Source organism: Thalassomonas actiniarum, assembly GCF_000948975.2.
Classification (GTDB): domain Bacteria; phylum Pseudomonadota; class Gammaproteobacteria; order Enterobacterales; family Alteromonadaceae; genus Thalassomonas; species Thalassomonas actiniarum.
In genome coordinates, this window is the sequence record NZ_CP059735.1 from 5,789,515 (window position 1) to 5,814,364 (window position 24,850).

At 51.0% G+C, this 24,850-nt stretch carries 18 protein-coding genes; 7 read left to right on the forward strand and 11 right to left on the reverse strand.

Annotated elements, in window-relative coordinates; genetic code table 11:
* Positions 1 to 276: 276 nt before the first annotated feature.
* Positions 277 to 1,434: a Fic family protein gene (locus SG35_RS25245; RefSeq protein ID WP_152646650.1), complete on the forward strand. Its 1,158-nt coding sequence runs from the start codon at positions 277 to 279 to the stop codon at positions 1,432 to 1,434.
* Between the two features lie 284 nt (positions 1,435 to 1,718).
* Here SG35_RS25245 and feoB read toward each other — a convergent pair whose 3' ends face one another.
* Together feoB and SG35_RS25255 are read right to left on the reverse strand one after the other, a co-directional pair.
* Positions 1,719 to 3,884 (reverse strand): ferrous iron transport protein B, encoded by a 2,166-nt coding sequence (gene feoB, locus SG35_RS25250; protein WP_044833374.1) that lies wholly within the window; start codon positions 3,882 to 3,884, stop codon positions 1,719 to 1,721.
* Positions 3,884 to 4,108, reverse strand: coding sequence for a FeoA family protein (locus SG35_RS25255; RefSeq protein WP_044833375.1), 225 nt, complete (start codon positions 4,106 to 4,108; stop codon positions 3,884 to 3,886). Before SG35_RS25255 ends, feoB begins: the two co-directional genes overlap by 1 nt.
* Before the next feature lie 229 nt (positions 4,109 to 4,337).
* On the opposite strand from SG35_RS25255, the gene pip reads away from it, so the two are divergent.
* The 3 genes from pip (at position 4,338) to SG35_RS25270 (ending at position 9,086) form a co-directional block, all read left to right on the forward strand.
* Positions 4,338 to 5,300, forward strand: a complete 963-nt coding sequence (gene pip, locus SG35_RS25260; RefSeq protein WP_044833376.1) for a prolyl aminopeptidase — start codon at positions 4,338 to 4,340, stop codon at positions 5,298 to 5,300.
* Between the two features lie 185 nt (positions 5,301 to 5,485).
* Positions 5,486 to 8,395: a PKD domain-containing protein gene (locus tag SG35_RS25265; protein WP_063888653.1), complete on the forward strand. Its 2,910-nt coding sequence runs from the start codon at positions 5,486 to 5,488 to the stop codon at positions 8,393 to 8,395.
* Between the two features lie 79 nt (positions 8,396 to 8,474).
* A complete protein-coding gene (locus SG35_RS25270; RefSeq protein ID WP_044833377.1) occupies positions 8,475 to 9,086 on the forward strand; it encodes a hypothetical protein in 612 nt (203 codons plus the stop codon).
* A 131-nt stretch (positions 9,087 to 9,217) separates the two neighbouring features.
* Here the strand turns inward: SG35_RS25270 and SG35_RS25275 are convergent, their stop codons facing one another.
* The 7 genes from SG35_RS25275 to SG35_RS25305 form a co-directional block, all read right to left on the reverse strand.
* On the reverse strand, positions 9,218 to 9,940 hold the full coding sequence (locus tag SG35_RS25275) for a PEP-CTERM sorting domain-containing protein (protein WP_084692781.1): 723 nt from the start codon (positions 9,938 to 9,940) through the stop codon (positions 9,218 to 9,220).
* Positions 9,941 to 10,414: 474 nt separating this feature from the next.
* Positions 10,415 to 16,921: an Ig-like domain-containing protein gene (locus SG35_RS25280; protein ID WP_044833379.1), complete on the reverse strand. Its 6,507-nt coding sequence runs from the start codon at positions 16,919 to 16,921 to the stop codon at positions 10,415 to 10,417.
* Positions 16,921 to 18,249, reverse strand: coding sequence for a TIGR03032 family protein (locus tag SG35_RS25285; protein ID WP_053043093.1), 1,329 nt, complete (start codon positions 18,247 to 18,249; stop codon positions 16,921 to 16,923). The genes SG35_RS25280 and SG35_RS25285 overlap by 1 nt, the downstream gene beginning before the upstream one ends.
* 30 nt (positions 18,250 to 18,279) lie before the next feature.
* The gene (locus SG35_RS25290; RefSeq protein WP_053043094.1) at positions 18,280 to 19,509 is read right to left on the reverse strand and encodes a S8 family peptidase; all 1,230 of its coding nucleotides are present in this window, start codon (positions 19,507 to 19,509) and stop codon (positions 18,280 to 18,282) included.
* A 79-nt stretch (positions 19,510 to 19,588) separates the two neighbouring features.
* The gene (locus tag SG35_RS25295) at positions 19,589 to 20,128 is read right to left on the reverse strand and encodes a phage tail protein (protein ID WP_044833380.1); all 540 of its coding nucleotides are present in this window, start codon (positions 20,126 to 20,128) and stop codon (positions 19,589 to 19,591) included.
* Positions 20,129 to 20,237: 109 nt separating this feature from the next.
* Positions 20,238 to 20,771 carry a phage tail protein gene (locus SG35_RS25300; protein ID WP_044833381.1) on the reverse strand — a complete coding sequence of 178 codons (534 nt, stop codon included), beginning with the start codon at positions 20,769 to 20,771 and terminating at the stop codon, positions 20,238 to 20,240.
* A gap of 15 nt (positions 20,772 to 20,786) precedes the next feature.
* A complete protein-coding gene (locus SG35_RS25305) occupies positions 20,787 to 21,320 on the reverse strand; it encodes a phage tail protein (protein WP_044833382.1) in 534 nt (177 codons plus the stop codon).
* A gap of 102 nt (positions 21,321 to 21,422) precedes the next feature.
* On the opposite strand from SG35_RS25305, the gene SG35_RS25310 reads away from it, so the two are divergent.
* Positions 21,423 to 21,911, forward strand: a complete 489-nt coding sequence (locus SG35_RS25310; RefSeq protein ID WP_044833383.1) for a GNAT family N-acetyltransferase — start codon at positions 21,423 to 21,425, stop codon at positions 21,909 to 21,911.
* 48 nt (positions 21,912 to 21,959) lie between these two features.
* Here SG35_RS25310 and SG35_RS25315 read toward each other — a convergent pair whose 3' ends face one another.
* Positions 21,960 to 22,274 carry a DUF6916 family protein gene (locus SG35_RS25315; RefSeq protein ID WP_044833384.1) on the reverse strand — a complete coding sequence of 105 codons (315 nt, stop codon included), beginning with the start codon at positions 22,272 to 22,274 and terminating at the stop codon, positions 21,960 to 21,962.
* A gap of 282 nt (positions 22,275 to 22,556) precedes the next feature.
* Between SG35_RS25315 and SG35_RS25320 the strand changes: the two genes are divergently transcribed.
* On the forward strand, positions 22,557 to 23,402 hold the full coding sequence (locus tag SG35_RS25320; RefSeq protein WP_044833385.1) for a sulfotransferase domain-containing protein: 846 nt from the start codon (positions 22,557 to 22,559) through the stop codon (positions 23,400 to 23,402).
* Here SG35_RS25320 and SG35_RS25325 read toward each other — a convergent pair.
* On the reverse strand, positions 23,383 to 23,964 hold the full coding sequence (locus SG35_RS25325) for an aspartyl/asparaginyl beta-hydroxylase domain-containing protein (RefSeq protein WP_044833386.1): 582 nt from the start codon (positions 23,962 to 23,964) through the stop codon (positions 23,383 to 23,385). The genes SG35_RS25320 and SG35_RS25325 overlap by 20 nt on opposite strands.
* 159 nt (positions 23,965 to 24,123) lie before the next feature.
* On the opposite strand from SG35_RS25325, the gene SG35_RS25330 reads away from it, so the two are divergent.
* Complete coding sequence (locus tag SG35_RS25330) at positions 24,124 to 24,840, forward strand: NHL repeat-containing protein (protein ID WP_044833387.1); 717 nt, start codon at positions 24,124 to 24,126, stop codon at positions 24,838 to 24,840.
* The last annotated feature ends 10 nt before the right edge of the window (positions 24,841 to 24,850 follow it).

Below are 24,850 nucleotides of genomic sequence, written 5' to 3' on the forward strand. Positions count from 1 at the left end.
AGAGCCTGATATCCAAAATTTGGCATATCAGGGAAGGAGGCAAACATTGCGACCAGCGCAGAGGACAAGCACAAGAATTACACTCCATTTACACTTGATTTCTTTTCTGGCTGACACAGAACTAATCAACAACAATAACAAGCACATAAAAGACAATGAGATAACAATAGCAGCTGAGCAAACAGGAAAAATGTTAATTTATTGAAAACAGTGTTTGTTATCTCGAATAACTTTTGCTATATAAGCAGCCAATTTTCCAAACAAGAGCTGCATGTTTTGAGTTATAAGGATCAATATATTGAGCGTTATGCTGGTGTAGAAACAGTAGAGCGCAAGCATGGTGATAAACAGGAAACCATCATTTGCATCATACCGCCGACACTGGCTGAGCAGGAAATCAAGCTGGAGATAGCCTTTGATTTAAATAACTTTAAGCAGGGGCAATATGGCGAATTCTCATTAAATGGTTTTCTTAACCGCTACCTGGCGGGCAGCCGCAGCCTGAAAGAATCGCGCTCGGTCTCCCGTAAGCGACTGGCCTTGGTCAGCAGCCAGATAGGCTTTGTTGATCCTGAAGCCATAGATCTGGTGACGCAAATGGCCAGATACCAGCAAGCCAGAGAAATACTGGCGGCCAATAAACGGCTTAACCTGAAAGTACTGCTGGACGTCAACCGACTGCTCGAAGCCGAGCACAAAAAAGCCGGTAACATCCGTAAAAACCAAAACTGGATCGGCGGCAAATCACCTATGGCGGCCTATTATGTTTGTCCGCCGGCCGAGCAGGTCGAAGCACTTATCAACGACTGGCTCGGGTTTGTCAATAACGCAGACCTGGCTGAAGATGTGATCGCTATTGTCGGCCATAACCAGTTACTGAACATACACCCTTTTGCCGACGGTAACGGCCGGACCGGGCGGGTATTTTTACAGTCGCGTTTGGAGCAAAAATACGGCGATATTATCCACCCTTCCCTGTATCGGTTGCATAAACAAAAAGACACTTATATCGAGGCTATCCAGTCCACCCTAAGAGCAGAAAATTTCAGCGCTCCGGTACATGATTACTGGCAGGAAAGCTTATCCTGGGGCGACAGGTTAAAACGCCGTATGTACCAGATCCTGGCCGACGGTCAGGCCAAATTAAACGGCCGCCTGGCAATGAGAGCCTTATCCGCCAACGGTAAAAAGTTACTGGATCATTTATGGGTACAGCCGATCGTTTGTGAAAAAGGCTTGTTCAAGCATTTCGGCTGGGACTTTTTTACCGCACAAGCCGCGATTCAGGAACTGATCAATTGCAAAATTCTCGAAGCACGCAGGCTCCGCCAGCCGGAAGGTGCGATCATTTATGATTGCCCGTTAATGTTTGCCACCTGGCAGCAGCTGGACGATGCTATTTTCCTTAAAGAAGAGGAAACCGATGCCGCATAGGGCAGTGTGAAAGACACAAGCTTTATTGCCTGCACGGATGCAGGTACTTAGCTTACGTCGGGAACAGGTAAACAGACCGTATATCCTGTACATATAACTCCTGTTCATCCATAAACCTGCCTTATTGCCTGCATGGAGGCAGGTACTTAGCTTACGTAGGGAACCGGTAAGCTGACCGTATATCCTGTACATATGGCTCCTGTTCATCCATGAACCTGCCTGATACCGTACATCCTGTACATAAAAAAAGGCCCATACGGGCCTTTTTCATTTATTGCTGATATTTAGCACTTGTGGTGAGCCGCCTCACTATAGCTGACGGCCACAGGTATGGTCAGTATCTTTTTCCCCTGATGTTTTAGCCACAGATAAATGGCGCTAAACACCACCACCACCATCACCAGGTTAATCACCGCCATTAACGGCTCATTGGCAATATTGCCCAGCTGGAAGCAGGCGGTAGAGACCAGGTAGGCCAGGGTGAAACTCCACAAGGCAGCAAAACCGGCCCAGCGCGACCCCACCTCGTTTTTAATAGCGCCCATAGCCGCCACACACGGGGTATAAAGCAGGATAAACAGCAAGTAACTAAAGGCTCCCAGCTGTCCGGCAAAAGCCGCCTGCATCACATGATAAGTGGTTATTTCCACGTCCTGCTCCTCGGCTGCCACGGCTAAATCACTGACGTCGCCGACATCTATGCCTAAAGGATCATCCGGGGCTATGCCCAGCAGATTTAACAGAATACTGTCTACCGCTTCTTCCCAGCTGTCCGCCAGCGAAGGCTCTGCTTCTTCTTCAGCTTCTCCCGGGGAGTACAAGCTGTTAAAGGTTGCCACCAACACTTCTTTGGCGAAGATACCGGTAATAATACCAACCCCTGCCTGCCAGTTTTCTTCCTTAACCCCCAATGGTGCCAGCGCCGGCATCACAACTTTGGCGCTTTGGCTTAATATCGAACTTTCACTGTCCTGGTGGCCGAACTCGCCATCCGTGCCTATGGAGTTGAAGAAATTCAGCAAACATACCACGATCACTATGGTTTTACCGGCACCGGTCACAAAGCCCTTGGTACGCTGCCACACCCTTTGGCTGATATAAGCAAGCTTAGGCCACTCATATAAAGGCAATTCCATGATATTCAGCGAGCTGTTACCCGGTAGCAGGGTTTTCTTAAGCAGAAAACCGGTAAAGATAGCAGCGGCTATGCCGATCAAATAAAGCAGGAACACCAGGTTCTGGCCGTTATCGGGAAAGAAGGCGGCGGCAAACAAAGCGTAAACAGGCAACCTGGCACCACAAGACATAAAAGGCGCCATCATAACAGTCGTTAAACGCTCACGCTCGCTATCGAGTACCCTGGTCGACATCACCGCTGGCACAGTACAGCCAAAACCGACAATCAAAGGCACAAAAGCCTTGCCGGGCAAGCCGATTTTTTGCATTACATTGTCGACGACAAAAGCCGCCCGCGCCAGATAACCGCTGCTTTCAAGCAGAGATAAACCGATAAACAAACAGGCAACCACGGGAATAAAAGTCGCTACCGTTTGTATGCCGCTACCGATACCTTCAATGATGGTCAGTAGCCACATCGGCAGATTGAACCCGGCCAGATAATGCGCCGGGTAAGAAACAAAAATGGTACCGCTGAGGATATCAAAAAAGTCGATAAAAGCGCTGCCGACATTAATGGCAAACATAAACAGCAGATACATCATACCGAGAAATACCGGGATCCCCACCAAAGGATGTAAGACCAGGTTATCGATTTTATCGCTTAATCCCGGTTTATGCTGCCCGGAAGCATTTGCTGCTTGTGACGCCCGCACCAGGGTATTAACCCGGCGGTGACGCCTCTGCATCTCATTAAGCTGCGCCGTTTTTTCACAACTTTGCCCGTCTTCGCTGCAGCAGGTATTGTCAGCGCTGTTAAGTTGATAATCATTACGCTGCACCTGGCGATCAAGCAGCGCTATCAGCTCAGATCGGGTTTGCTCTTCGCGGGCGTTGATGGCAAATACCGGACAGCCCAGCTGCTCGGCCAACTTATCGGTATCCACCGCCTCAGCCTGCTTACTGTCGCTTTTATTGAGCAGGACTATCATAGGTACGCCAAGTTCAAGCAACTGGGTGGTGAGATAGAGCTGGCGTTTTAACTGGGTGCTGTCAATCACATTGATCAAACAGTCTATTTGCTTTTCACGGATAAAATCATGACTGATGGTCAGATCTTGCCCTTGTTTCTGGCGCTGGGTTAACGAGCTCAGCCCCGGCAAGTCCGATAACAGCACTTCGCCACCGGCAAGCGAAAAAGCTTTCTGCTTGGCCGCCACGGTAACACCGGACCAGTTGCCCACTTTTTGCTGGCTGCCCGACAACAGATTAAACAGCGTACTTTTACCTGAATTGGCAAAGCCCACCAGGGCATAATGCATCATACGTGACATTAACAATGTTCCACTTTAATTTGGCCTGCAATTTTCTGGCCGATAGAAATTTTAGTATTATGAATTCGAAATGCCATAGGGCCGTTAAAAGGCGCCTTATGGGCCAGGGAGATTTCGCTATCGGGCACAAAGCCCTGTTCCAGCAGCAAAGCGGCTAAGTCGAGATCTTCGGGTAAACGGGAAATAACCGCTTTTTGGTTAGGTTTTAACTCGGCTAGAGTCATATTTAGTTAATCCTTTATGACTTATTTTCGGCCACCCTCGTTAATGAGAATAGCTATCATTTCTATTTTACTCTTTGCAGATAAAAAGTACAGCAAAAAGAACAGCTTTGCCCTGCAGCTTGATTTGCATCAAAAACAAATGCCCTAAATACCAAACATTGACACCAGGCTTTTTTTACCGCAAGTTATTGCCTCGCTAACTATTTTCCCTGAATAATAAGAGCAAAATATGCATGATTTTTATCCCGAAATAGAGCCTTATCAGCACTTTATGCTGGACGCAGACCATGGCCACCAGATTTATGTCGAGCAATGCGGAAACCCGGCAGGACAGCCGGTAGTCTTTATCCATGGCGGCCCCGGTGCCGGCTGCTCGACCAATGACAGGCGTTTTTTCGATCCCGAAAAATACCGTATCATCTTATTCGATCAAAGGGGCTGTGGCCGTTCTTTGCCCCACGGCAGCCTGGAAGAAAACACCACATCGGCGCTGGTGGCGGATATTGAGCGGATACGCCAACACCTGGACATAGAAAAATGGCATGTCTTCGGCGGCTCCTGGGGCTCTACCCTGTCGCTGGTATATGCCCAGCACCACCCACAACAGGTAACCAGCCTGGTGCTGCGCGGCATCTTTCTGGCCCGCCAGCAAGATAGCGACTGGACCTTCTCCGGCGGCGGTGCCAAGCGCATTTACCCCGATCACTGGCAGGCTTATCTTAATGCGTTTCCTCATAAGGAAGGTGAAGGCGAAAGCCAGTCGGATATTCACGGCGCCTATAAATTGATGACGGGGCCGGATAAGGCCCTGGCAGAAAAAATTGCCCGCGCCTGGGCCACCTGGGAAATGTCTTGCTGTACCCTGGCGCCGGACGAAGCTTTCTTAAAAGAAGCCACTACAGACGACAGGTGCTGGAGCCTGGCCCGCCACGAAGCCCATTATATGGTGAACAACTGCTTCCTCAAGGAAAACCAGATCCTGGATAACTGCGATAAGCTCCGGGATATTCCGACCATCATAGTGCACGGCCGCTACGATATTGTTTGTCCTTTGGATAACGCCTGGTTATTACACCAGAAGTTACCCCAGTCACAATTGATCATCAGTGAGCAGTCCGGCCATGCCTCGGTGGAAACCAACACCAAACACCACCTGGTAGCTGCCACCCGGAAAATGCTGGAGTTGGGCTGATACGCTAATACTATTAGGGAGCTTCCGGCTCCCTGATTCTCCGCTAGCGACTTGCCGCTATCTCCCCCGCCTTTTTGTTAATAAAACCTCAGTTGCACACAATCTTGCCAAGAGTTTACACATTTACCACACATTTGTTTGCGATACTCCAGCGAGTAAGTTATCTATTGAGGATAAAAAGCATTATGATATTAACAAGATATAAGTCTTCCCTGTTTACTGGCCGGCTGATCCCCGCAGTAATAATCTCGGCCGTATTAACCGGCTGTGGCGGCAGTTCTTCCTCCGGTAGTTCAAGCGATGACCCGGCGACCGATCCCCCGACAACCAATAGTGCACCGGTAGCCAATGCCGGCGCCGATCAAAGTGTCACCACAGGCGACAGCGTTAACCTCTCCGCCAGCCAGAGCAGCGATGCAGACGGCGATAGCTTAACTTACAGCTGGAGTTTCAGCTCAGTTCCCGGCGGCAGCAGTGCCAGGTTGAACAGTGATTCCGCCAGCAGTACCAGCTTTACCGCCGACCTCGCCGGCAGCTATACCTTATCCCTGGTGGTCAATGACGGTGCCGTCAGCAGCAGCGCCGACTCGGTGACGATCATTGCCGCAGATGCTGGCAGCAGCGACCAGGATAGCCCGACTTATAGCCGCGGAGCAGGGAGTGTAACCACCAGCAATTTATTTTCCTCCGGCACCCGGGTAGCCCCTTTGGGCACCATTACAGATGAAAATAACACCAGCTGGACCGTACCCGCCGAGGTACGCTATAGCGATAACAGTATGCCTTTTGCCTCGGATCTGCATAATGTCTACCAGAGCGGCCATGATTATGACTCCGCCGGTCAGGCCCTTGCCGCCCTGACCGGCGGAGACGGCAGCGACATCATAGAAATCGATGCCGGCGGCGAGCTGATCACCGCCTACATCTTTGCCGACAACTATTTCGAGCTTTATATCAACGGCACGGCAGTTGCCAAAGATCCCGTGCCTTTTACCGATTTTAACTCCAACATCGTGCGTTTTCGCGTAAACCAGCCCTTTACCGCCGCCATGTTGCTGGTGGACTGGGAAGAGAATTTAGCCACAGGCACAGAAGCAAACCAGGGCAGCAACTATCACCCCGGCGACGGCGGCATGGTGGCGGTTTTTAAAGACAGCAGCAATAACATTATCGGCATCACCGACAGCAGCTGGAAGGCGCAAACCTATTATACCGCGCCGCTGACCGATACCAGCTGCTTAAGCCAGTCAAACAATCAGCGCTTATCCGCCAGCTGTTCAATCTCGGCCCCAAACAGCCTGGATGAAATCAGCGCCGCCCACTGGCCGCGCCCGGATAACTGGATGGCAAGCAGCTTTGACGACAGCAACTGGCCCGCTGCTACCAGCTTTAGCAACGATACCGTAGGCGTCGACAACAAGGCTTCCTACACAAACTTTACCGATATCTTCGATGATGCTACTCACGACGCCAGCTTTATCTGGAGCACCAACCTGGTACTGGATAATGAAGTGCTGGTACGCGCTACTATCGGCAGCAGCGATGCCAATATGATCCTAAGCAGCGATGCGGTAAAGTCCGATATGATCTTGCCGCTGGATGCCACCTGCGACGGCATAGGCCTGGGCAGCTTTCCCGCCATAAACTGGGATAATGCTCCCGCAGGCACACAAAGCTTTGCCGTGACCATGCATAACTTTGCCAATGACAATGATCAAGGCGATTTCAGCAAGGCCCATTCCTACCAGGTGTTATATGATATTCCCGCTAGCACCAGCTCTCTGGCGACCGGGGAAACCAATATAGGCACTTTTGGCATCAATGGTATCGACGGCGGACAAAGCTATTCCGCCCCCTGCTCCCAGTCACCGATAGCTAACGATTATATTATTACCCTTTATGCCTTATCCGATGCCGTCGGCAGCTTAGGGCTAGATGGCGCCGGCACAGATCTAGTGACCTTAACCGATGCTATTGCCGGCACCACTTTGACAAGCACCAGCTTGACCTTGTCCAGGGTACGTTATAACCCCAATAACGACGACCATGTTCCCACAAGTGTACCCAGTGACTGCGCGACAAAATCCGCCGCTTTTGCCGCCTACAGCGACCTGGTTTCGGTGAGCTGCGACAATACCATGATGACGGTCACCACCCATACCATGCTGCCCTACCGCTCAGGGCTTGACGGCGACAAGGCCAATGTCGGCATCCGCTCCTGGATTGGCCGGGTGCCGGTCGCGGAACAAAGCTCCTGGACTTTGCCGCTGCAACCGGATTATTTAAGCAGCACCGCCAGCAATATCAACATCCACGACGCCATAGGCATCTCGGTGGAAGGGGTGCCGATTTTGCATTATGCCAAGGAAAATACCAACGGTGAAATCGCCCAGCTGGGACAGGATTACAGCGACCGGGATACCATCTTACTCGGTGAAATCGACCAATGCGGCGCCCATGCCGGTAACGGCGAAGACTACCACTATCATATGGCCCCGTTATGCATGATGGACAGCCACGACCCGTCGCAGCCGCTGGCCTATATGTTTGACGGCATCCCGCTCTATTTCGGCACCGCAGGCGGCGTGGCAACCGGGGGCGGCACCGACTACGGCGCCGGGCGCTACAGCGAATTAAACTACCTGCCGCAAAAAGTGAAAACCGGCGAACAGCCGCTGGATGAATGTAATGCCTATGATTTACACGGCGACGGCAGCGAATATGTTTATTACACCACCCGGGAAGCCCCCTACACCATAGCTTGCTACCGCGGCGTGGCGGATCAGTCGAGCTCGGTTTCCCCCGGCCCCCACTGGAGCCGGGAGCGGGATTTATCCTGGGCCGGTTCGGATGTCGAGCTTAGCGATTACGATACCATGACCTTCAATAATCTCAGCTGGCGTTTTATCGAGATCACCCCGGGGGAGAATAACAACAATATAACCCCGGGCGATAAGGCGCTGATCCTTTACCGCCAGCTCGTCCGGGGAGATGACGGCTATCAAAGCAATGCCAATTGCTACACCTTCAGGTACCGCTTAGACAGTACGGATATCAGCGGCAGCAATGATACTGTAGCCAGTCATTGCCGGTAACAACACCCGCCATGGCAGCAGACAATAATGCAGCCATGGCAAACAAGCTCTCAGTAAAAACTTTTTCCAGGTAAAAGATATGAAAACAGCAAAGCAATGTAAGCTGCTAATACTGCTCTTATGCTCCCTGATAACAGTAAACCAGGCTGCAGCCCACGGCCTGAGCATGACCTCGGCGGAAATCGCCCTGCGCCACGACAAACATATTTCCCTGACCATACGCACTTCCCTGAGCGACTTGTTCGCCAGGATGTTATGGCCGGAAAAACCCGCCTCCCTGCTACACCTGGCCAGCGGCGACAATAAAACATTAACCCTGTTCAGGCAGCAGCTTAATCACTTATTCACCGCAAAAATGCCGGTTTACTCGGGAAAGATTTCGCTGGACTCACAACGGGCCAGGCTGCCAGGCATCCAACAACTTAGGAAAATGCTGCAAAAAGAAATTGCCGGCAAAGTATTAAAAAACCACAAAGGAAAACATGAACATGGCGAACAGGACAGGCAGAATTACCTGGTGGCCTATATCGACGGTTTTTTACTTGCCGGCGACCGGGCAGATAACCCCCGTGAACTCCAGGTACAGTTTCCCACAGAGCTGGGGGATATACTGGTCAGTTATGTTGAACCTAAGGTACAAACCCTGACAAAGGGAAAACAGCATACTTTTTACCGTCAGCTGTTGTATTAGAGAGCCCCCTGGCTGACATCTTCTGATATAAAAAAACCCCTTAAGGCATTAGCTATAGCTTAAGGGGTTTAGACTCTCATGAAACTAAGAGTTCTTTGCGCCGTAAATATACTTACGGCAAGCAGCTTTTATTAAACCTGCTTTTGTTTATTGCGTAAGCTTAATCCCACCAGGCCTAATGCCAGGATTGCGATAGAAGCCGGTTCCGGCACTTCGCTGCTATAGGTATAAGTGACTTCAACCTTACCCCAGGAACCTGTCTGGAAGGTATTTTCAAAAGTCCCGGTACCCGATTCCACATCATTGTTAATATAAGTCAGGGCCAGGGCAGAGAAAACAAAATCAACCATGCTGCCTGTAGTAAAGGCGGACAAATCAACACCTGTCATCGCTCCGGATTGCTCGCCGCTTGATAAGTCGTAAGTGAAAATTTCACCCGGCGTTAAATCGAAATTACCCGCCGCAGAGCTTTGGTCATCGGCCAGAACAGCACCACCGTTACCAAAGATATAATCATCGGCCGCAGCCGTAGTTACCGACCAGTTGCTGCCTAATAAGATACTGACTTCGGCACGGCCGTCTGCTGCACTGACATTTTTAGAAGAACCTTCGCTGTCCATTTGACCAAAAACCGAAATACTGACACCGGTCAGAATACCTAACGAGGTATCAAAACCTGCAACAGTCAGGGTTTCAGTTAACGCTCCTACAGGTACATCCGTTGTACTGCCTTGAGAACCAAAAGAGTCGCTTACCGTCATCATACCGGCAAAAGCATTTGAACTGGCAAGCGTCAATGCTGCCGCAGTGATGAGTCCCTTAGTGGCTTTCCCTTTCATATTCATTCCTTTCATCTTTTTTCCTTTAGTGTATTAACCTTTCATGCTGTAAAGACAGCCAAATTAAGCTTTGCCTGTTTACCCCTACTCTTTTTAATTATTAAAAGCCGACATTCAAGAGTAACTGCTTGATATCACACCGTTAAAGCAGGGTCAGCCGACAAGCAAGGCATAGGCCACATTTTTATACCGTTGATTTTTAAGATATTTATTCCAGAGCAAAAATGACAAGTTAACTCTCTGTAAATAAACCCGACAACAATAACACCATCTACATTTCAGGAGTGCGGTTTACAGTTTGCCTTTTCAATTGGATAAACTACGGCCAATGTAAAGACCATAGTGTAATCACCTTAAATACCTTTAATGTGTATAAAGTTTGCTGTTTTCATCGATAAGTCTCCAAAGTGGAGACTTATCCCAGGGCGGGACACTATAAATAAAAAAGCCCCGCCGAGTCGGAGCTTTTTTATTTCAGTCAATTCACCTTTAGCGTTTTAACTTCCGGCGTCCGGCCAGAACAGCACAAGATAACAGCAGCAGATAGAAAACACTACCGCCGTTTCTCTTCCTGCCTTGTGCGCTGGTGTACTCACGCGGTTCGACCAGAGTTATCGTCACAATGCCCTCAGCCTCAGCGCCAAAGCTATCGCGGATCACATAAGTTACGGTATCTGTGCCGATAAAACTTGCCGGGGCCTGATAACTTAAGGTTCCGTCGTCATTGATACTGACGCTGCCAAGCTCAGCCGTTGCTGAAATGACTTCCAGGTTATCTCCTTCAGCATCACTGTCATTGCGCAATACATACAAGGTTTGGCTTTCGCCGACCAAAAGGGCTACAGCATCATTAGCTGCCACCGGACTTTCGTTGGCTAATATCGTCACCGTCAAGGTGGCCGAAGCCGATCCCCCCTGGTTATCACTGATACCGTATACCAGAGTATCTTCCCCGAAATAACTGCTTGGCGGCTGATAATAAAGCTGGTTATTTTCTATGGTAACAGTACCGAAAACAGCATTTGCCGAAGTGATCTCTAGACTATCGCCGTCGCCGTCACTGTCATTGGCCAACACATCTATGGTTAGCGGCGTATTCTGCAAGGTTTGTACGCTGTCATCTTCCGCCTGCGGTTGCTGGTTGTTATCCAGCATCACAGCCACGCCGCCGGGATCAACTATGGTGCCGTTGGCTATGCCGTCGGCATCGTTGGCACCGCCGTCTGTCATCACCAGTTGTACACACCAATGGCCTTCAATAAGCCCGGGCTGCCATTGCTCATCCCCCGGCGGCGGACAGAAGCCCGACTCACCTTCGGTTGACCATAACTGGTTACCGCTGTCCTGGACAAAGTTAGTCCATTCGCCGCTGTTCTTTTGTTTGCGGTAAACGGCATTGGCGGGAATCGGCTGTACCTGCGGCAAGACCACCCGATATTCCTGGCCTTCAACCGGCAAACCATAGGCGATAAAGTCAAAGATACCGCCGACATTCACAACCTCTTCGTCGTTGACATCATCTTCAAACAAGCGGGTACCGCCTGAGGCGCCCGTTAACGCGGTATCCCCAAGGCGTAGACATACCCCCGGATCTCCTTCCACCAGGAAGTTGTCCGTGATACCTACCTGCTCGGGTACGACATTACATTCATCGATATTATCCAGGTAATCGGGAATACCGTCGTTATCGCCATCATCCAGACCTTCGACATCATCGGCAATACCGTCATTGTCGCTGTCTTGCGTGCCTAAGGCTATGCTGGTGGCATCCAGACGCAGGGTAAGCTGATCGTGACCGCTATAGGCAATATCATCGCTGTCAGTCACCGTCAGGGCAACATGGTATACCCCCGCCGCCAAGCCTGACGGATCAAAACTGAAACTGGTATCACTGCTGTCGCTGTCGTTCAGCAACTGCTGCTTATTGGACCAGGCATAGGTATATTGATTAGCGGCATCGGGGTGACTGATTTCTGAGGTGATTATTACCAAGCCGTCCTGCTGGTTGATCACAAAACGCTCTTCACCTCCCTGCTCCGCTTTAAGACTGACTTTAGGCGGCACATTGTCTTCTGTAATGGTGAGCTGCTGGCTGAATTTACTGCCGCGGTTAAGGCCGCTGTCCAGTTCAATCACCAGGGTTTCATCACCTTCGCTGATGGCATCATTGAGAATATTAAAGGTGATCACACCGTCTGTCCCCGAGGTAATAGTCACCGTTCCCGAGTCAAGATCATGATCAACACCAAACTGCGCCGAACCGCTGACGCTATAAGGCACAGATAAGGGGTATTGCGGCGATTCGCCGTTTAAACGGATGCCAACCCTGACCTCGGCTCCCTCGGTAACCGTTTGGTCTTTATCCAGTGAAATCAATGGATTGACTTTTACCACCTGGCTTGCTGTCGCACTGCGTCCTTCGCTGTCGGTTGCGGTCCAGAACACGGTATTGGTACCGGGTTTAAAGAAGGTAATACCGTCTTCAAGGGAAACCGGGATACTATTACCAGAGCTGTCGACGGCCTCAGCCACGCCCAGGTCTACCTTGGTATGCAGGGCATCGGCATTAACTTCGATATCTTCAGGCAAGGTGATCACCGGCAGGTTTTCATCCGAGGCCTGCATATCGATTTGCACCCGGGCAGAGGCTTCTTCCGTACCGTCGCTGACCACATAATCGATAAAGACACTGCCGGCAAAACCACCGGCAGGGGTGAAGGTAATGTCACTGTCGGTAAAGCTAACAGCACCGATATCAACAACGGCGCCGATAATTTTCAGCTCATCGCCGTCAACATCACTGTCATTGGCTAACACATCCAGGGTTAACGGTTGCCAGTCTTCGCGGATAACCATGTCATCTTGCGCTAGCGGCGCATCATTTATCGCGGCAACATTTATCGTCACCAAAGTAGCTTCACTTTGGTTGCCCGAAAGATCGCTGACGGTATAGCTGAAACTGTCACTGCCGTTAAAGTCCGCTTCCGGGCGATATGTGATCATGCCGCTTTCATTATTTATTTCGGTAACACCGCGCTGCGCGCTTGAGCTGACCGTTACACTGCCGATATCAAAACTGCCGCCGCTGATACTGTCATTGGCCAGGACATTGATATCAACACTGGCATCTTCATCGACAGCGGCGCTGTCGGCAGCCGTAGTGATCACACTTGTGGCATCGGTTATGGTCACGGTTTGTACCTGGTCACCGTCTTCACTGGCAATACTGCCGCTGACACCGGAAATAGCGACGATAATGCTTTCATTATCTTCCTGCTCGCTATCTGCTATCGCCGTCAAACTAAGGTCGGCAGATGTTTCCCCGGCAGCGATAGTTACAGAGCCCGCCGGTGTCTGATAATCACTGCCACTGCTGGCGCTGCCGCTATAGGCCAAGGCAACCGTTACCGACTCGCTGATGGCCTGATCCAGGCTTACCGAAATCGTGCTGGTACCGCCGTTTTCCGCTATCGAGCTTGGGCTGGCAGCAAGGCTGACCAGCGCCGTTTCCGGTTCGGGATCGGGATCCGGATCCGGATCCGGGTTTGGTGTTACCGCACTGTCATCATCGATGATCGTAAGGGTTTCACTTTGGCTGCCGCTTTCGATACTGTTGCCGCCGCTGACGCTGCTGATGTCAACAATAATGGTTTCATCGTCTTCATCCGTGCTGTCATTGCTCGCCGTTAGCGTAGAGGTGCCGGTTAACTGCCCGGCACTGATGGTGATACTTGAGGCAGGCGAGGCATAATCACTGCCGCCGGTTGCCGTACCGCTATAGGCTAAATTCACGGTAACATCTTCAAAAGTCACCTGATCTAAAGTCGCCGTTAAGGTTGCCGCCCCGCCATCTTCTGCCAGGGTATTAGTATCGGCGCTTAAGGTCACCACAGGAATGGTTTCATCATCATTGATGGTCACGGTTTCCTGCTGGCTGCCGCTCTCACTGGCACTACCGCCGGTAACCGAGGCGACATCGATAATAATGGTTTCAAAACCTTCGCTATCGCCATCGTCTACCCCGGTAATGCCGGTTGCGGCATTGGCGGAACTATTGCCGGCAGTAATGGTAATAACACTGCTTGGGGTATTGTAATCAATACCGCCACTGGTGGCGGTGCCGGTATAACCCAGGTTTACGGTTACATCGGCGTAAGTCGGGTTATTCAAGGTTGCGGTGATCGCAGAAGTCCCGCCATTTTCCGCCACCACAGCCGCCCCTGTGCTTAAGGTCACCACAGGCGCCACTTCGGCATCTGTGATAGTAATGGTTTGCTGGTTGGTGGTGCCTTCATTACCCGCAGACAGGCTATCAATATCAACAATAGCCGTTTCATTAGCGGCGGCATCAAAGATAGTATCGGCAGTAGCGGTCACCGTCGCTGTGCCGGTACTGTTACCTGAGGTAATGGTAATGCTGTCAGATTTGGCATAATCGGTAGCTGCGGTGCCTGTACCTGTATAGGCCAGATTCACGGTAATATCCGCCGGCCACTGATTGTTTAAACTGCCGCTTAAGGTTGCCGTTAACGTTGAAACCCCGCCGTCTTCGGCAATCGTATTGGTATCAGCGGTTAAATCGACATCCGGCAGGTTGGCATAAATGGCATCGCTGGCCTGACTGATGGGGGTCGAATAGACGCTGCTGGTATTACCCGAGCTGTCGGTCAAGGTCAGCAGGTTAACCGGTACGTCACTGCCTGCTGCTATATCGCTGCCCGCCGCTACGGTAAAGGTCGCGGTATAAGTGGTATCATTGGATTTACTCAAGCTGCCTAAAGCAAAGCCGTTAATATTACCGGCAATGGCGCCGCTGCCTGTGGTGTAATCATCGGCGTCGGAAGTCACACTGATGGTGGCGGTCACAATATCGCCGTTTTTATGATCGCTGTCGGGTATCGTAATACCGGTAATCGTCGGCGCGACACCGTCTTCATCATCTATGATGGTCACCGTCTGCTGCTGGGTACCGTTCTCACTGGCGCTGCCGGTCACCGAGCTGATATCGATGATGATGGTCTGATTACCGTCCGAGCTGCCGTCATCCACGGCAATGATACCGGTAGCCGCATTGGCGCTTAAACTGTTGGCATTAATGGTGATGGAAGCACTGGGGCTGTTATAATCTGTGCCCCCGCCCACCGCAGTGCCGCCATAAGACAAGTTCACCACAGTACTGTCATAGGTTTGATGGCTTAAGGTCGCGGTAATGGTCGAAGTGCCGCCGTTTTCATTGACCGAAGCATTGCCGACGCTTAGGTCTACCGTAGGAGCCGACTCGGCATCTGTGATAGTGATGGTTTGCTGGTTGGTAGTGCCTTCGTTACCAACCGATAAACTGCTGATATCGACGATTGCTGTTTCATCGCTCGCGGCATCGAACAAGGTATCGGCGGTGCCGGTCACGGTCGCGGTATTGCTGGAGTTACCCGCTGAAATCACAATACTGTCGGACTTAGTGTAATCCGTGCCCGCCGTACCTGTACCGGTATAGGCCAGATTGACAGTGATTGCCGATGGCCACTGATTGTTTAAACTGCCGCTTAAGGTGGCGGTTAAGGTCGAGACTCCGCCGTCTTCGGCTATGGTATTGGTGTCGGCGGTAAGATCAACATCCGGTAAATTGGCATAAATGGCATCGCTGGCCTGGCTGATAGCGGTGGTATAGGCCGAGCTGGTATTGCCCGAGCTGTCATCCAGGGTAAAGTTCACCGCAATATTCGATCCTGCCGCCACATCCGTGCCGCCGTCGGTAATAGTGAACGTGGCGGTATAGGTGGTGTCGTTGGTTTTGCTTAAACTGCCCAGGGCATAACCGGCTATGGTACCGCTGATGCCGCCGCTGCCCGTGGTATAGTCATCGGTATCTGAGGCCACGGTAATAGTAGCGGTTACCGTATCTCCCACCTTATGGTCGCTGTCGGGAATGCTGACCGCAGTAATGGTCGGGGCGATCGTATCCAAGGTGGCAAAGTCGACCTTAGTCACGCTTGCCTGCACGTTCGGCGTACCTTCATCGTCCTCGGCCACCACATAAAGATCATAGGCCGTATTATCCGATAAGCCGCCAAAAGCTTCATTGCCGGTAGTGCCGGTGGTGGTAAAGTTGCCCGCCGCCAGCTGTCCGCTGCCGCCGCTGCCGGTGCCCGCCTTGACCTCGGAAACACTCGGCGCCGCTGCACCGTCGGCCACCACCACATAATAGACGGTGCCGTCTTCATCGAGATCGGCAGAAACCGTTGCCCCGCTGCCGGTTTCTGAGCCTACCGAGGGGGTCCCATTTTCAAACGTTGGCGGCGTGGTATCGCCTACGGGAGCAACCTTAGTACTGTTCACGGTAAAATTGGTCCAGCTTGCAGTACCGTGTGTTGTCAAACTCGGGACATTGCCCCGGACCACACCATCGGCAACACATTGCCTGACGGTATATGCACCTGTGGTACATTGCCCTCCCACGGTATAATGCCAGACATGGCCCGCCCCGGTACAGGCGCCGACCGTAGGTTGGTAGGCGACAACATTGGCATCGCCGGTGCTCAACGCATCCCCGGTGTTTTTTGCCGTTGCCGCACAAAAGTCGGCAAAGGTTTTCCTGCCCAGGGTATTGCCGGACAGGCTGGCTTGGGTTGCATTGCCCTGCTGCAACAGGCCGTTGTTTTTTAAGAAATCGAGCGCACCGCGATCAACCTCATGCCGGGCATTAACCGTTTTTTTCACCCGGTCGGTATGGCTAAAGGCGGCAAAAGCCGAGCGCTTGGCTTTATGGGTTTTTACCGGCTCTTTCACCGGTTCGTTACCGCCCTTATTGACATAAACGGTTGCGGCATTTTTTAGCTTGCGGCCGTTTACCGAGGAGCTGGTATTGCGGGTGGAGGCCAGTGCTCCGCCCCCCAACATGGCCAACAAAGGAATAGCGGTTTTTATCGCCCGGCCCAATTTTGCCGGTTTGCCGACACCCGCTCGGGCGGCAGGACTTGTTATTTTAGTCGATTCCATTATTTGTTACTTCCAGTTGCTAAGGCTTGTAATTCGGGATGACAAAAATGATTTCTCATTCTCGGGTGCGAAGGTTCGATCAATTCAGGAAAACTGCTGTCGGGGATAACGGCAACATCGTAAATCTGATCGACATTACCGGTAAACTTAATATGGCCGATCGCTTCTTTATTCCCCGGGTCATCGAGATTAAACAGCCAGATCCCTGAATAGGTTTCATCATACTTTTGCGACAAAGGCGCAGGTTTAGTAACATCTGCGGCCCTGACTTTAGAAAGCCCGACAAACATAAGCGGGCCGTAAAAATCCATGCCCCGGGTAAATCCCGGCACTTCATACAAGGTTTCCGTGATTTTAGTTTCCGGCTGATAACTGCAGATCTGGCCATAACCTGAATTGCAATAATAAACCCTGTCGTTATACCAGCGGGGAGAATGGGGCATCGTCAGACCATCCACCAAAACTTCATTGCTTGCCACCGACATCAAAGTGCCGTCAAATTTCGTGCCCTTGCGCCATTTTCCGGGGGCATCAAATTTGGAGAAGGTGGTGACATAGGCGGGTTTACCGTCTTTTAATGTCATACCGTTAAGATGACAGCGATCTTCAGGCACCAATTCAGAGATAAAATGCGGTTTCCAGCGGGGCACAAAGCTATAGTCCGGGTCCAGCGTGCATAAGCAGGAAAAACTGGAATTAACCACCCATAAGCCTTCATCCCCCCAGTCGATATCGTGAATATTGATCATGCCGGAATAATGGGCCGAGCGGCTAATAAAGCAGGCATCAACCCGCTCATCAAGCGCGGCGGTTAACTTCTGCTGATAGGCCCTCACCGCCTCTTGCTGTTTTTGCACTTGCTGCTGTTGCTCGGGAGATAAATTAAGCACCAACTCTTGTTCAGACTCGCCGCTTTTGTCTTCGCCTTCCTCGCCAGCTAAGACATTTACCTGTACATCGCTGTTTTTGGGCTTAATACGCGGCGCGGTGATATCTTCTTCTATGCCCGGCAGGGGACGTTTGATTTGTGCCAGCAAGCCATCTTCGCGTTGGAAATTGATGATCTGGGTGAAGATCCCCAGCGTCAGGCCGTTTTCTGTTGCGGCAAGCCCCATAGGGCGCGGAAAACTTTTAAAATTCACATCCAGGGTTTTGCCGTCGCTGCGCACCAGCATCAAACGTCCCGCCTGATACGAGGTAAAGGCGAGGGAAATATTCAGCTCTTTTAAAATCGCAGGCAGATTGTCGCTATATTGACAATCAAAATCCAGTTCATCATCCAGGGGAGAAAAAGTGTCGCTGTTATTATTCTTTTTTTCGTCAGCCACGTTACAAGTACCCTTTATGTTGTTTGCATATTAGTTTGCAGTCAGGCGCTTTGTTTGCATTAACAAATCTAAACGCCGTGACAACTCTGCCAAGGTAATATCCGGCTGCTCGGCAATCAAGAGGGCGCTAAAACCCGAAACTATCGCCGAGGCCAGGGAAGTACCGGAGAAGCTGCCATATTGTCCGGAAACTAAGGTTGTCCTTGCTTTGCCGCCATAGGCATAAAAGTCCACCGAAGGGCCGTAGTTGCTGAAATCCAAGGGCTTGCCCTGCCCGTCGCCGGCCCCGACGACCAGAGCCTGTTCTATAGACGCTTCACTGCTGCCTGCTGTGATTTTTCTGCCCTGGTTACCGGCAGCAAAAACCACGACAATACCTTTTTTATCACGGCCATTATATGCCAACTCATTAACAATTTCGACAACTGGCTGTAACAGCCACTGCGAATGCCAGCTGCAATTGATCACATCTGCACCGGCCAGTTTTGCCAGTTGAAAACTCAACAAGGTATTTGAAGTCCAGGTATCCGGCTGGCGCAAGGCGATCAAATCCGCTTCCGGCGCGATCCCCTTTATCCCCCGACCATCATGGGCAGCGAAAATAATGCCCGCCACTTTAGTACCGTGACTGTCTGTTAACGCCTGTGCCGAAGCATCCAAAGACCGGGTTTCGCTGTCATAAGATAAAACCGGACGAATGTGCTGTAAATCCTCGTGCCCGAGATTAAAGCCGTCATCGATAACCGCAATCCGGACCCCTTTGCCTTTCGTTTTTTGCCACAGGGGGTCAATGCCCGGCAAGGAAAAATAAGGCGAATCCCTTTCGGCTAAAGCGCCCGCCTCACTCTTGCTTTTCAATTGTAAGATATCCGGCTGCACCAGCTCGATACCGGCTTGCCCCTGCTGCTGTAACCGCCTGAACGCTGTCAGTACCCCAGGCAGCGGCGCCTCGCCGTCAAGGGTCAAAGCATAATAACGAAACGCCCGGCCAAGGAAGAGTTCCGTAACGGCACTCACCCCGGGGTGTAAAGCCGACACCTCGGCTTTACCGACAGAAGCGGCCGTTTTGACAATTAACCGCTGGGACAGGCTCACCCTGGCACCGGTTGCCGCAACCCGGTACGCCGCCCCCTGCTTCACCAGGGTGACCGGCTTTGAAAAGTTGTCAAAAACGATCTCTTCAGCCGCCAGCGGGGCCGTCACAGGGATAAGCCATAAAAGCTGAAAAAATAGTCCTGTCAATAGGTTGTACAACTGCATAGCGGATAACCTTGCCTGTTTGGGCTTACTTTTAAGCTTTCTTTTTAAGCTGTATAAAGCAAACCCGTAAGCGGCGGCCCTAGTTTCTCATCGGATAAAGGCCGGTCAAGGCAATGCAAAAGTTCACCGTCAGATAGGGCTGCATATTATTATGGGCCTGTCCGCCGCCACTTACCTGTACCGCACTATCGGACATGGGGGCATCCAGGCTTTTCCCTTCTGCCAGATAAAAAATCCTCTCGTTTGACGAGGCTTTATCCTGACCAAGAAACAGGGACTCATCCGGCGTGCCTGAGCTGCCCGCCGCAGAAACGCCCTTGAGCGTATGGCTGTGAGCCGGCAACTGCTCCTCGACTAAGGTTTCGGTTATCGTGCCGCCGGGATACCCCAACAAGCGCCTGGTTAATCCCGGTCCCTGACCCGGATGCAACGGCGCCCTGTCCTGCAGATCCGGCAAGGCCATAGTCGTGCGGCCGTCGCCGCCATACGTAGTCCCTATCAGGGAAAATAAAGTAGTATTTTCAGCTATGGGTAAATACTGGCCATCGCAAAAGGCCCAGCCACGGGGTGCATAGTTGCAGCCAAACATTCTTACTTCGGCAATAAAAGGTTCTGACATAATAATTCTCCTAAAGTCCTGTTCGCTTAACTCGTTTCACTGTATTTTCATCATCCGGCCCTACCGCTGCGGTATGGCCAATAGCGGAAAATACCAACAAAACCACCCGTTAATTTCTGCTCGGATATACCCCCAATAGGGAGATAATAAAGTTAACCCCCAAATAAGGCATCATATTGTTATGGGATAAAGCATCACCTGTCGGTGACAGGGAACGGCTGTCCATATCTTCGATATCTACCGGATCAGCAGGCGTTGGCGTGTAGGGCATGTCACCGTCCGTTTGCGAGGCGAGCACCCGTCCTGCAGGAGTACTGGCATCTGCTTCCCCCCGGCTTGCCACCAGGCCATGGCTATGGTTAGGCATTTGATCTAAGCTTAAAGTCACCCTTTCAAATCCCGGCCCGGCGCCTAAGGTTCGGTTGCTCAACCCGCTGCCCTGCCCCATATGCATAGGCAGGCGGCCGCGCATTTCCGGCAAGCCGAACGAGCTGCGTCCGTCCCCCCCGTAGTTGGTGCCCAGTAAGGAAAACAGGGCCTCATTACTGCTAACCGCCAGGAGCTGACCATCACAAAATGCCCAGTTTTTAGGGGCAAAGTTCCCCGCAAACATACGAATTTCACCGATAAAAGGTTCACTCATCTTTCAATCTCCTGATTAATTTCTTGACGGAAACACGCCTTCGAGGGCGATGCAAAAGTTCACCACCAGTGACGGCTGCATATTTTCATGAGGCAAGCCGCTGCCGGCATCCGTGATACTTGCGCTATTGAGTGTCGTCAATTCAGAGGTGACCGGCGCCTTATACATATCCACAGGATACTGTCTGTTGTTACGGGAATCATACCCTGCCGCCAGACTGCTGCCGGCAAACACCCGGGTTTCGCCATTGTCCGAGGTCGCTTCCAGGCTATGGCTATGGGGCGCCAGTTGGGCTTCACTCAGGGTGACCTGTTCGCTGCCGCCCCCGCTACCCAAGGCCTGATAATCCCCCCGGTGCACAGGTACCCGGCCGCGCATATCCGGCAAGGCAAAATTAGAACGGCCATCGCCGCCAAAAGTCGTGCCGAGAAGTGCAAACAGGGTCTGGTTCTGGGTAATCGGCAATTCTTGCCCGTCACAAAGCGCCCATTTTCGCGGCGCAAAGTTAAAACCAAACATGCGTATTTCACTGATAAAAGGTTCTGCCATTATCTTCTCCTTCGCTCTTTACATTAATTATGGAAAATTCCACAATTAGCTTAATAACTTATTGATATTTACATCTAACTGCAGACAGGTTTGCTGACAGCTATGCAAGAAAACAACGGGCACCATCTCGTATCCCTGAGAAAACACACCACAGACGATCTGGCTTTTATGCAGGCCTTGTATGCCTCAACCCGCGAAGCCGAACTGGCGATGACCAACTTCACCCGCCAGGAAAAAGAGGCTTTTATCCAACAGCAGTTTAATGCCCAGTACCAACATTACCTGCACCATTACAACAGTGATAAGTTCGATATCATCGAGTTTGACGGCCAGGCCATCGGCCGTTTATTTGTCGACCACTGGGACAGGGAAATCCGCATCGTTGATATTACCCTGACTCCCGACTATCAAAATAAGGGCATCGGCAGCTATTTGTTTAAGCAACTGTTTGAGCAAGCTAAAGCCGGCAATAAAGCCGTGACCATACATGTTGAACACAACAACCCCGCAAAAAACCTTTATCAGCGGCTGGGATTTGAGTTAAAAACCCAGACCAATGAGATTTATTTACTGATGCAGTGGACACCTTAACACCTGCTGTTTTTACCCGGTATTACCCGATATTACATCCTGTTAACTTTACGCTTGTGAGCCTGCCTGAGCCTCTTGGGCTCTTGAACGGGTCACTATGGTCTCAAATTCGACGGCACTGTTGGGAGAGAGAAATAAATCTATTTGGCCGAATGCCTGGTGGGAAAAGCGATAGGTGCCCTGGGAAATATTCATGGCTTCATCGCTGGTATAGATAACGGAAAAGGCTTCCCATTGTTCGCCGTCAAGTTGGCCTTTATTCACTTCGATGATCTTAAGGCTCACTTGATTACCTTGTTGATCGGAAACCTGTACTGCCTCGCCGATCAGTTGTGAAAGTTGCTGGTAATTGTAAGCGTCCATATTTTCCTGCCTTAATATTGTTTTTGTAGCAAAATATCTGGTAAATCAGGGTCTGTCGCCTGCTCCGGTAATAGATAGTGGTATGAAAGCCTATGCAAGCACGATATTTCAACAACCCCTTACCGACAACCACTTAATTAAGCACAGACAAGCTGTTGAAACGATTTGTAAACAAAGATAGCCGAAATATTTACATCCGTAAATAGTTTCAACAAAAACTGTTTAACTCCGGTAAAAATCATTATGCTAAAATAAATTTTTGCAAAATAATCAGGCAAATAGATGAAAAACTATGCATGTTTTATTGTTTCCACCGGCCGTTGCGGCACCCAGTGGCTGACCCGGCACTTACCCCGGCTATTGACAGCACAACAGGCCGACAATTATCAAATAAAACATGAGCCCCTGGGTTATCAATATGCGCCGATTGACAATTCCCCATCATTGCCGTTAGTAAACAATAAAGCGCTGCTGGAGCAACACCTGAATGAGATCCGAAACACCTTGTCCCGGGGGAAAAACTACATAGAAACCGGCTTTCCCTGCTGGCGTCATATCGCCTGGTTTGCCCAAGAACTTGAGCATCCGGTAAAAGTGATCCATCTCACCCGACACCCGGTCTTTACCGCGATTTCCTGGTTAAAGCTCAATGCCTTCGTGCCGCCGGCTTTGCCCCATCTGCCGGAAAAAGAATTGTTCACCCCTTTTGCCCCCGGGGCCAGGCTCCCCGAATACCAGCAAAACTGGCAACACTTATCTCCCTTTGAGAAGTGTCTTTATTTTTGGGCAGAAGTACAGTTGCAGGCCCTGGCATTTGAGCAGGACTGGCAGGAAAAACACTGGCTGCACCTTAGTTACGAGTCCCTGTTTACCGGCCAGTCCCTAAACAAGCTCGCCGCCTTTTTAGCTACCGCCGCCCCAGACGGACAGCTAACGGATATAGACACTAGCGCCATAGAAGAGAAAACAGACAGCTATGGCCATATGGTGCAGACGGACTTCGAGCCGCAAGAGATTTTCCGGCATCCAGAAATTGTCAACCTGGCCAAACGCCTGGGATACCGGGAACTGGCCATAGATAAACACCAGCTGCCGGCAAAAGAGCTGCTCAGCGGTTATTTTCGATAGCCGCTTGCAGCCAGGCATTTACTTTACAGTCGATCACCAGGTTAACCCTTGCTTCGCTGCCGTTGTTACGTACCGAATGTTCAAGATCGGCATTAAGGTACCACAACTCTCCTGCCGCCATAGGTGCCACCTGCCCGTCCACTAAAAACGTTACCTGATCGGCGCCGCAGATCGGCAAATGGATACGCGCCTCGCCGTACTCCATCGCCAACCCCATATCCCTGTGGGGCTGGATATAGGCCCCGGGGTTTAACCGCATTAAACGCACGGCCTTGAGGGGGCAGTGAAAATAATCCAATACCTTGCTGATTTCCGGGCATCGGGCAAGGACGGGCAAATTCACCCAGTCGTCTCCCGCTTCAATGGCAAAGCTTTGCAAAATAGCATGTTGATCAGCATATTGACGCGGACAACGCAGCGGCAGGACATCCCAGCCTCCCTGATAATCCCGCTTGTTGACATGCTCAATCCAGCCCCCGTCCGACAGGGACGTTAGCTCACGGTTTAAGTTGTTGATATCAAATGCGGCAGCAAGTTTTGCAAAAGCAATTTCAGCAGACATGGGACTCCTAAGTGGCCCCGAAAACCAATCCGGGGCAGCCGTTTAAATACGCTAAAAAGATAACATCAAACACAAGGAATTATGACATATTACTTGTAGAAATACCCAGGCTATGAAACCATAGATTAACCAGTCATTAACAATAACAAGAGACTAACTATGGATCGTCGCCGATTTATCGTGACCAGCTCAGCAGTTGCCGGCACTTTGGCTCTGCCGGTGAAAAGTTTTGCTATGGCAGAAGCAAGCAAAGGCTTAAATAAAGTTCCAGATAACAGCCGGTTACCAACAAGCAAACTCACCAGCTTAGGCATTCAAGCTCCGCTCAAGCAAGTGACCGCCCCCGGCGGCCATGACGTCAGCTTTCCCCTGAAGATGCGCGTTGCCCGCCAGTACCGGCAAAAAATCTATGTCTGGTTTGAAACCGAGCCGATGATTCGGGTTTACGATCTTGCAGGCAATGAACAAAGCCCGGTTTCCCTGCCTGATTCTGTGGGTATATTGAAAGACTTTGCCCTGGATTCTATGGACAATATCTTTATCCTGAGCGCCGGACAGCATCAAATTACCTGGTTAGGCCCCCAGGGAGACATGCTGGGATATATCGGCGACTTCGGTATGGACTTGGCCGAACAGCTGAACGGTCCGGCGAGTTTGACTCTGGATAGCGAAGATCACCTTCATGTGTTAAACGCCGGCAGCCGCACGATAAAAGTCTATAAAAATAACGGCGTATTTTTATTCGAGTATGGCCAGTCCCGTTGGGGAAAAGAGCGCAAACTGCTTAGCCTGGACGGCACCGACACCATTTCTGCCTCCGGCGGCATAATGAAGGACAGCCGCTGGCATTTTTCCCCGTCGGGACAAATGCAATAACACAGTTATC

Excerpts from the sequence above, each read along its gene's own strand:
- SG35_RS25275 (WP_084692781.1), bottom strand. The coding sequence starts at position 9,940 with ATGAAAGGAATGAATATGAAAGGGAAAGCCACTAAGGGACTCATCACT.
- SG35_RS25320 (WP_044833385.1), top strand. The coding sequence starts at position 22,557 with ATGAAAAACTATGCATGTTTTATTGTTTCCACCGGCCGTTGCGGCACC.
- SG35_RS25290 (WP_053043094.1), bottom strand. The coding sequence starts at position 19,509 with ATGCAGTTGTACAACCTATTGACAGGACTATTTTTTCAGCTTTTATGG.
- SG35_RS25255 (WP_044833375.1), bottom strand. The coding sequence starts at position 4,108 with ATGACTCTAGCCGAGTTAAAACCTAACCAAAAAGCGGTTATTTCCCGT.
- SG35_RS25325 (WP_044833386.1), bottom strand. The coding sequence starts at position 23,964 with ATGTCTGCTGAAATTGCTTTTGCAAAACTTGCTGCCGCATTTGATATC.
- SG35_RS25315 (WP_044833384.1), bottom strand. The coding sequence starts at position 22,274 with ATGGACGCTTACAATTACCAGCAACTTTCACAACTGATCGGCGAGGCA.
- SG35_RS25280 (WP_044833379.1), bottom strand. The coding sequence starts at position 16,921 with ATGGAATCGACTAAAATAACAAGTCCTGCCGCCCGAGCGGGTGTCGGC.
- feoB (WP_044833374.1), bottom strand. The coding sequence starts at position 3,884 with ATGTCACGTATGATGCATTATGCCCTGGTGGGCTTTGCCAATTCAGGT.
- SG35_RS25330 (WP_044833387.1), top strand. The coding sequence starts at position 24,124 with ATGGATCGTCGCCGATTTATCGTGACCAGCTCAGCAGTTGCCGGCACT.
- pip (WP_044833376.1), top strand. The coding sequence starts at position 4,338 with ATGCATGATTTTTATCCCGAAATAGAGCCTTATCAGCACTTTATGCTG.
- SG35_RS25295 (WP_044833380.1), bottom strand. The coding sequence starts at position 20,128 with ATGTCAGAACCTTTTATTGCCGAAGTAAGAATGTTTGGCTGCAACTAT.
- SG35_RS25300 (WP_044833381.1), bottom strand. The coding sequence starts at position 20,771 with ATGAGTGAACCTTTTATCGGTGAAATTCGTATGTTTGCGGGGAACTTT.
- SG35_RS25305 (WP_044833382.1), bottom strand. The coding sequence starts at position 21,320 with ATGGCAGAACCTTTTATCAGTGAAATACGCATGTTTGGTTTTAACTTT.
- SG35_RS25265 (WP_063888653.1), top strand. The coding sequence starts at position 5,486 with ATGATATTAACAAGATATAAGTCTTCCCTGTTTACTGGCCGGCTGATC.
- SG35_RS25310 (WP_044833383.1), top strand. The coding sequence starts at position 21,423 with ATGCAAGAAAACAACGGGCACCATCTCGTATCCCTGAGAAAACACACC.
- SG35_RS25270 (WP_044833377.1), top strand. The coding sequence starts at position 8,475 with ATGAAAACAGCAAAGCAATGTAAGCTGCTAATACTGCTCTTATGCTCC.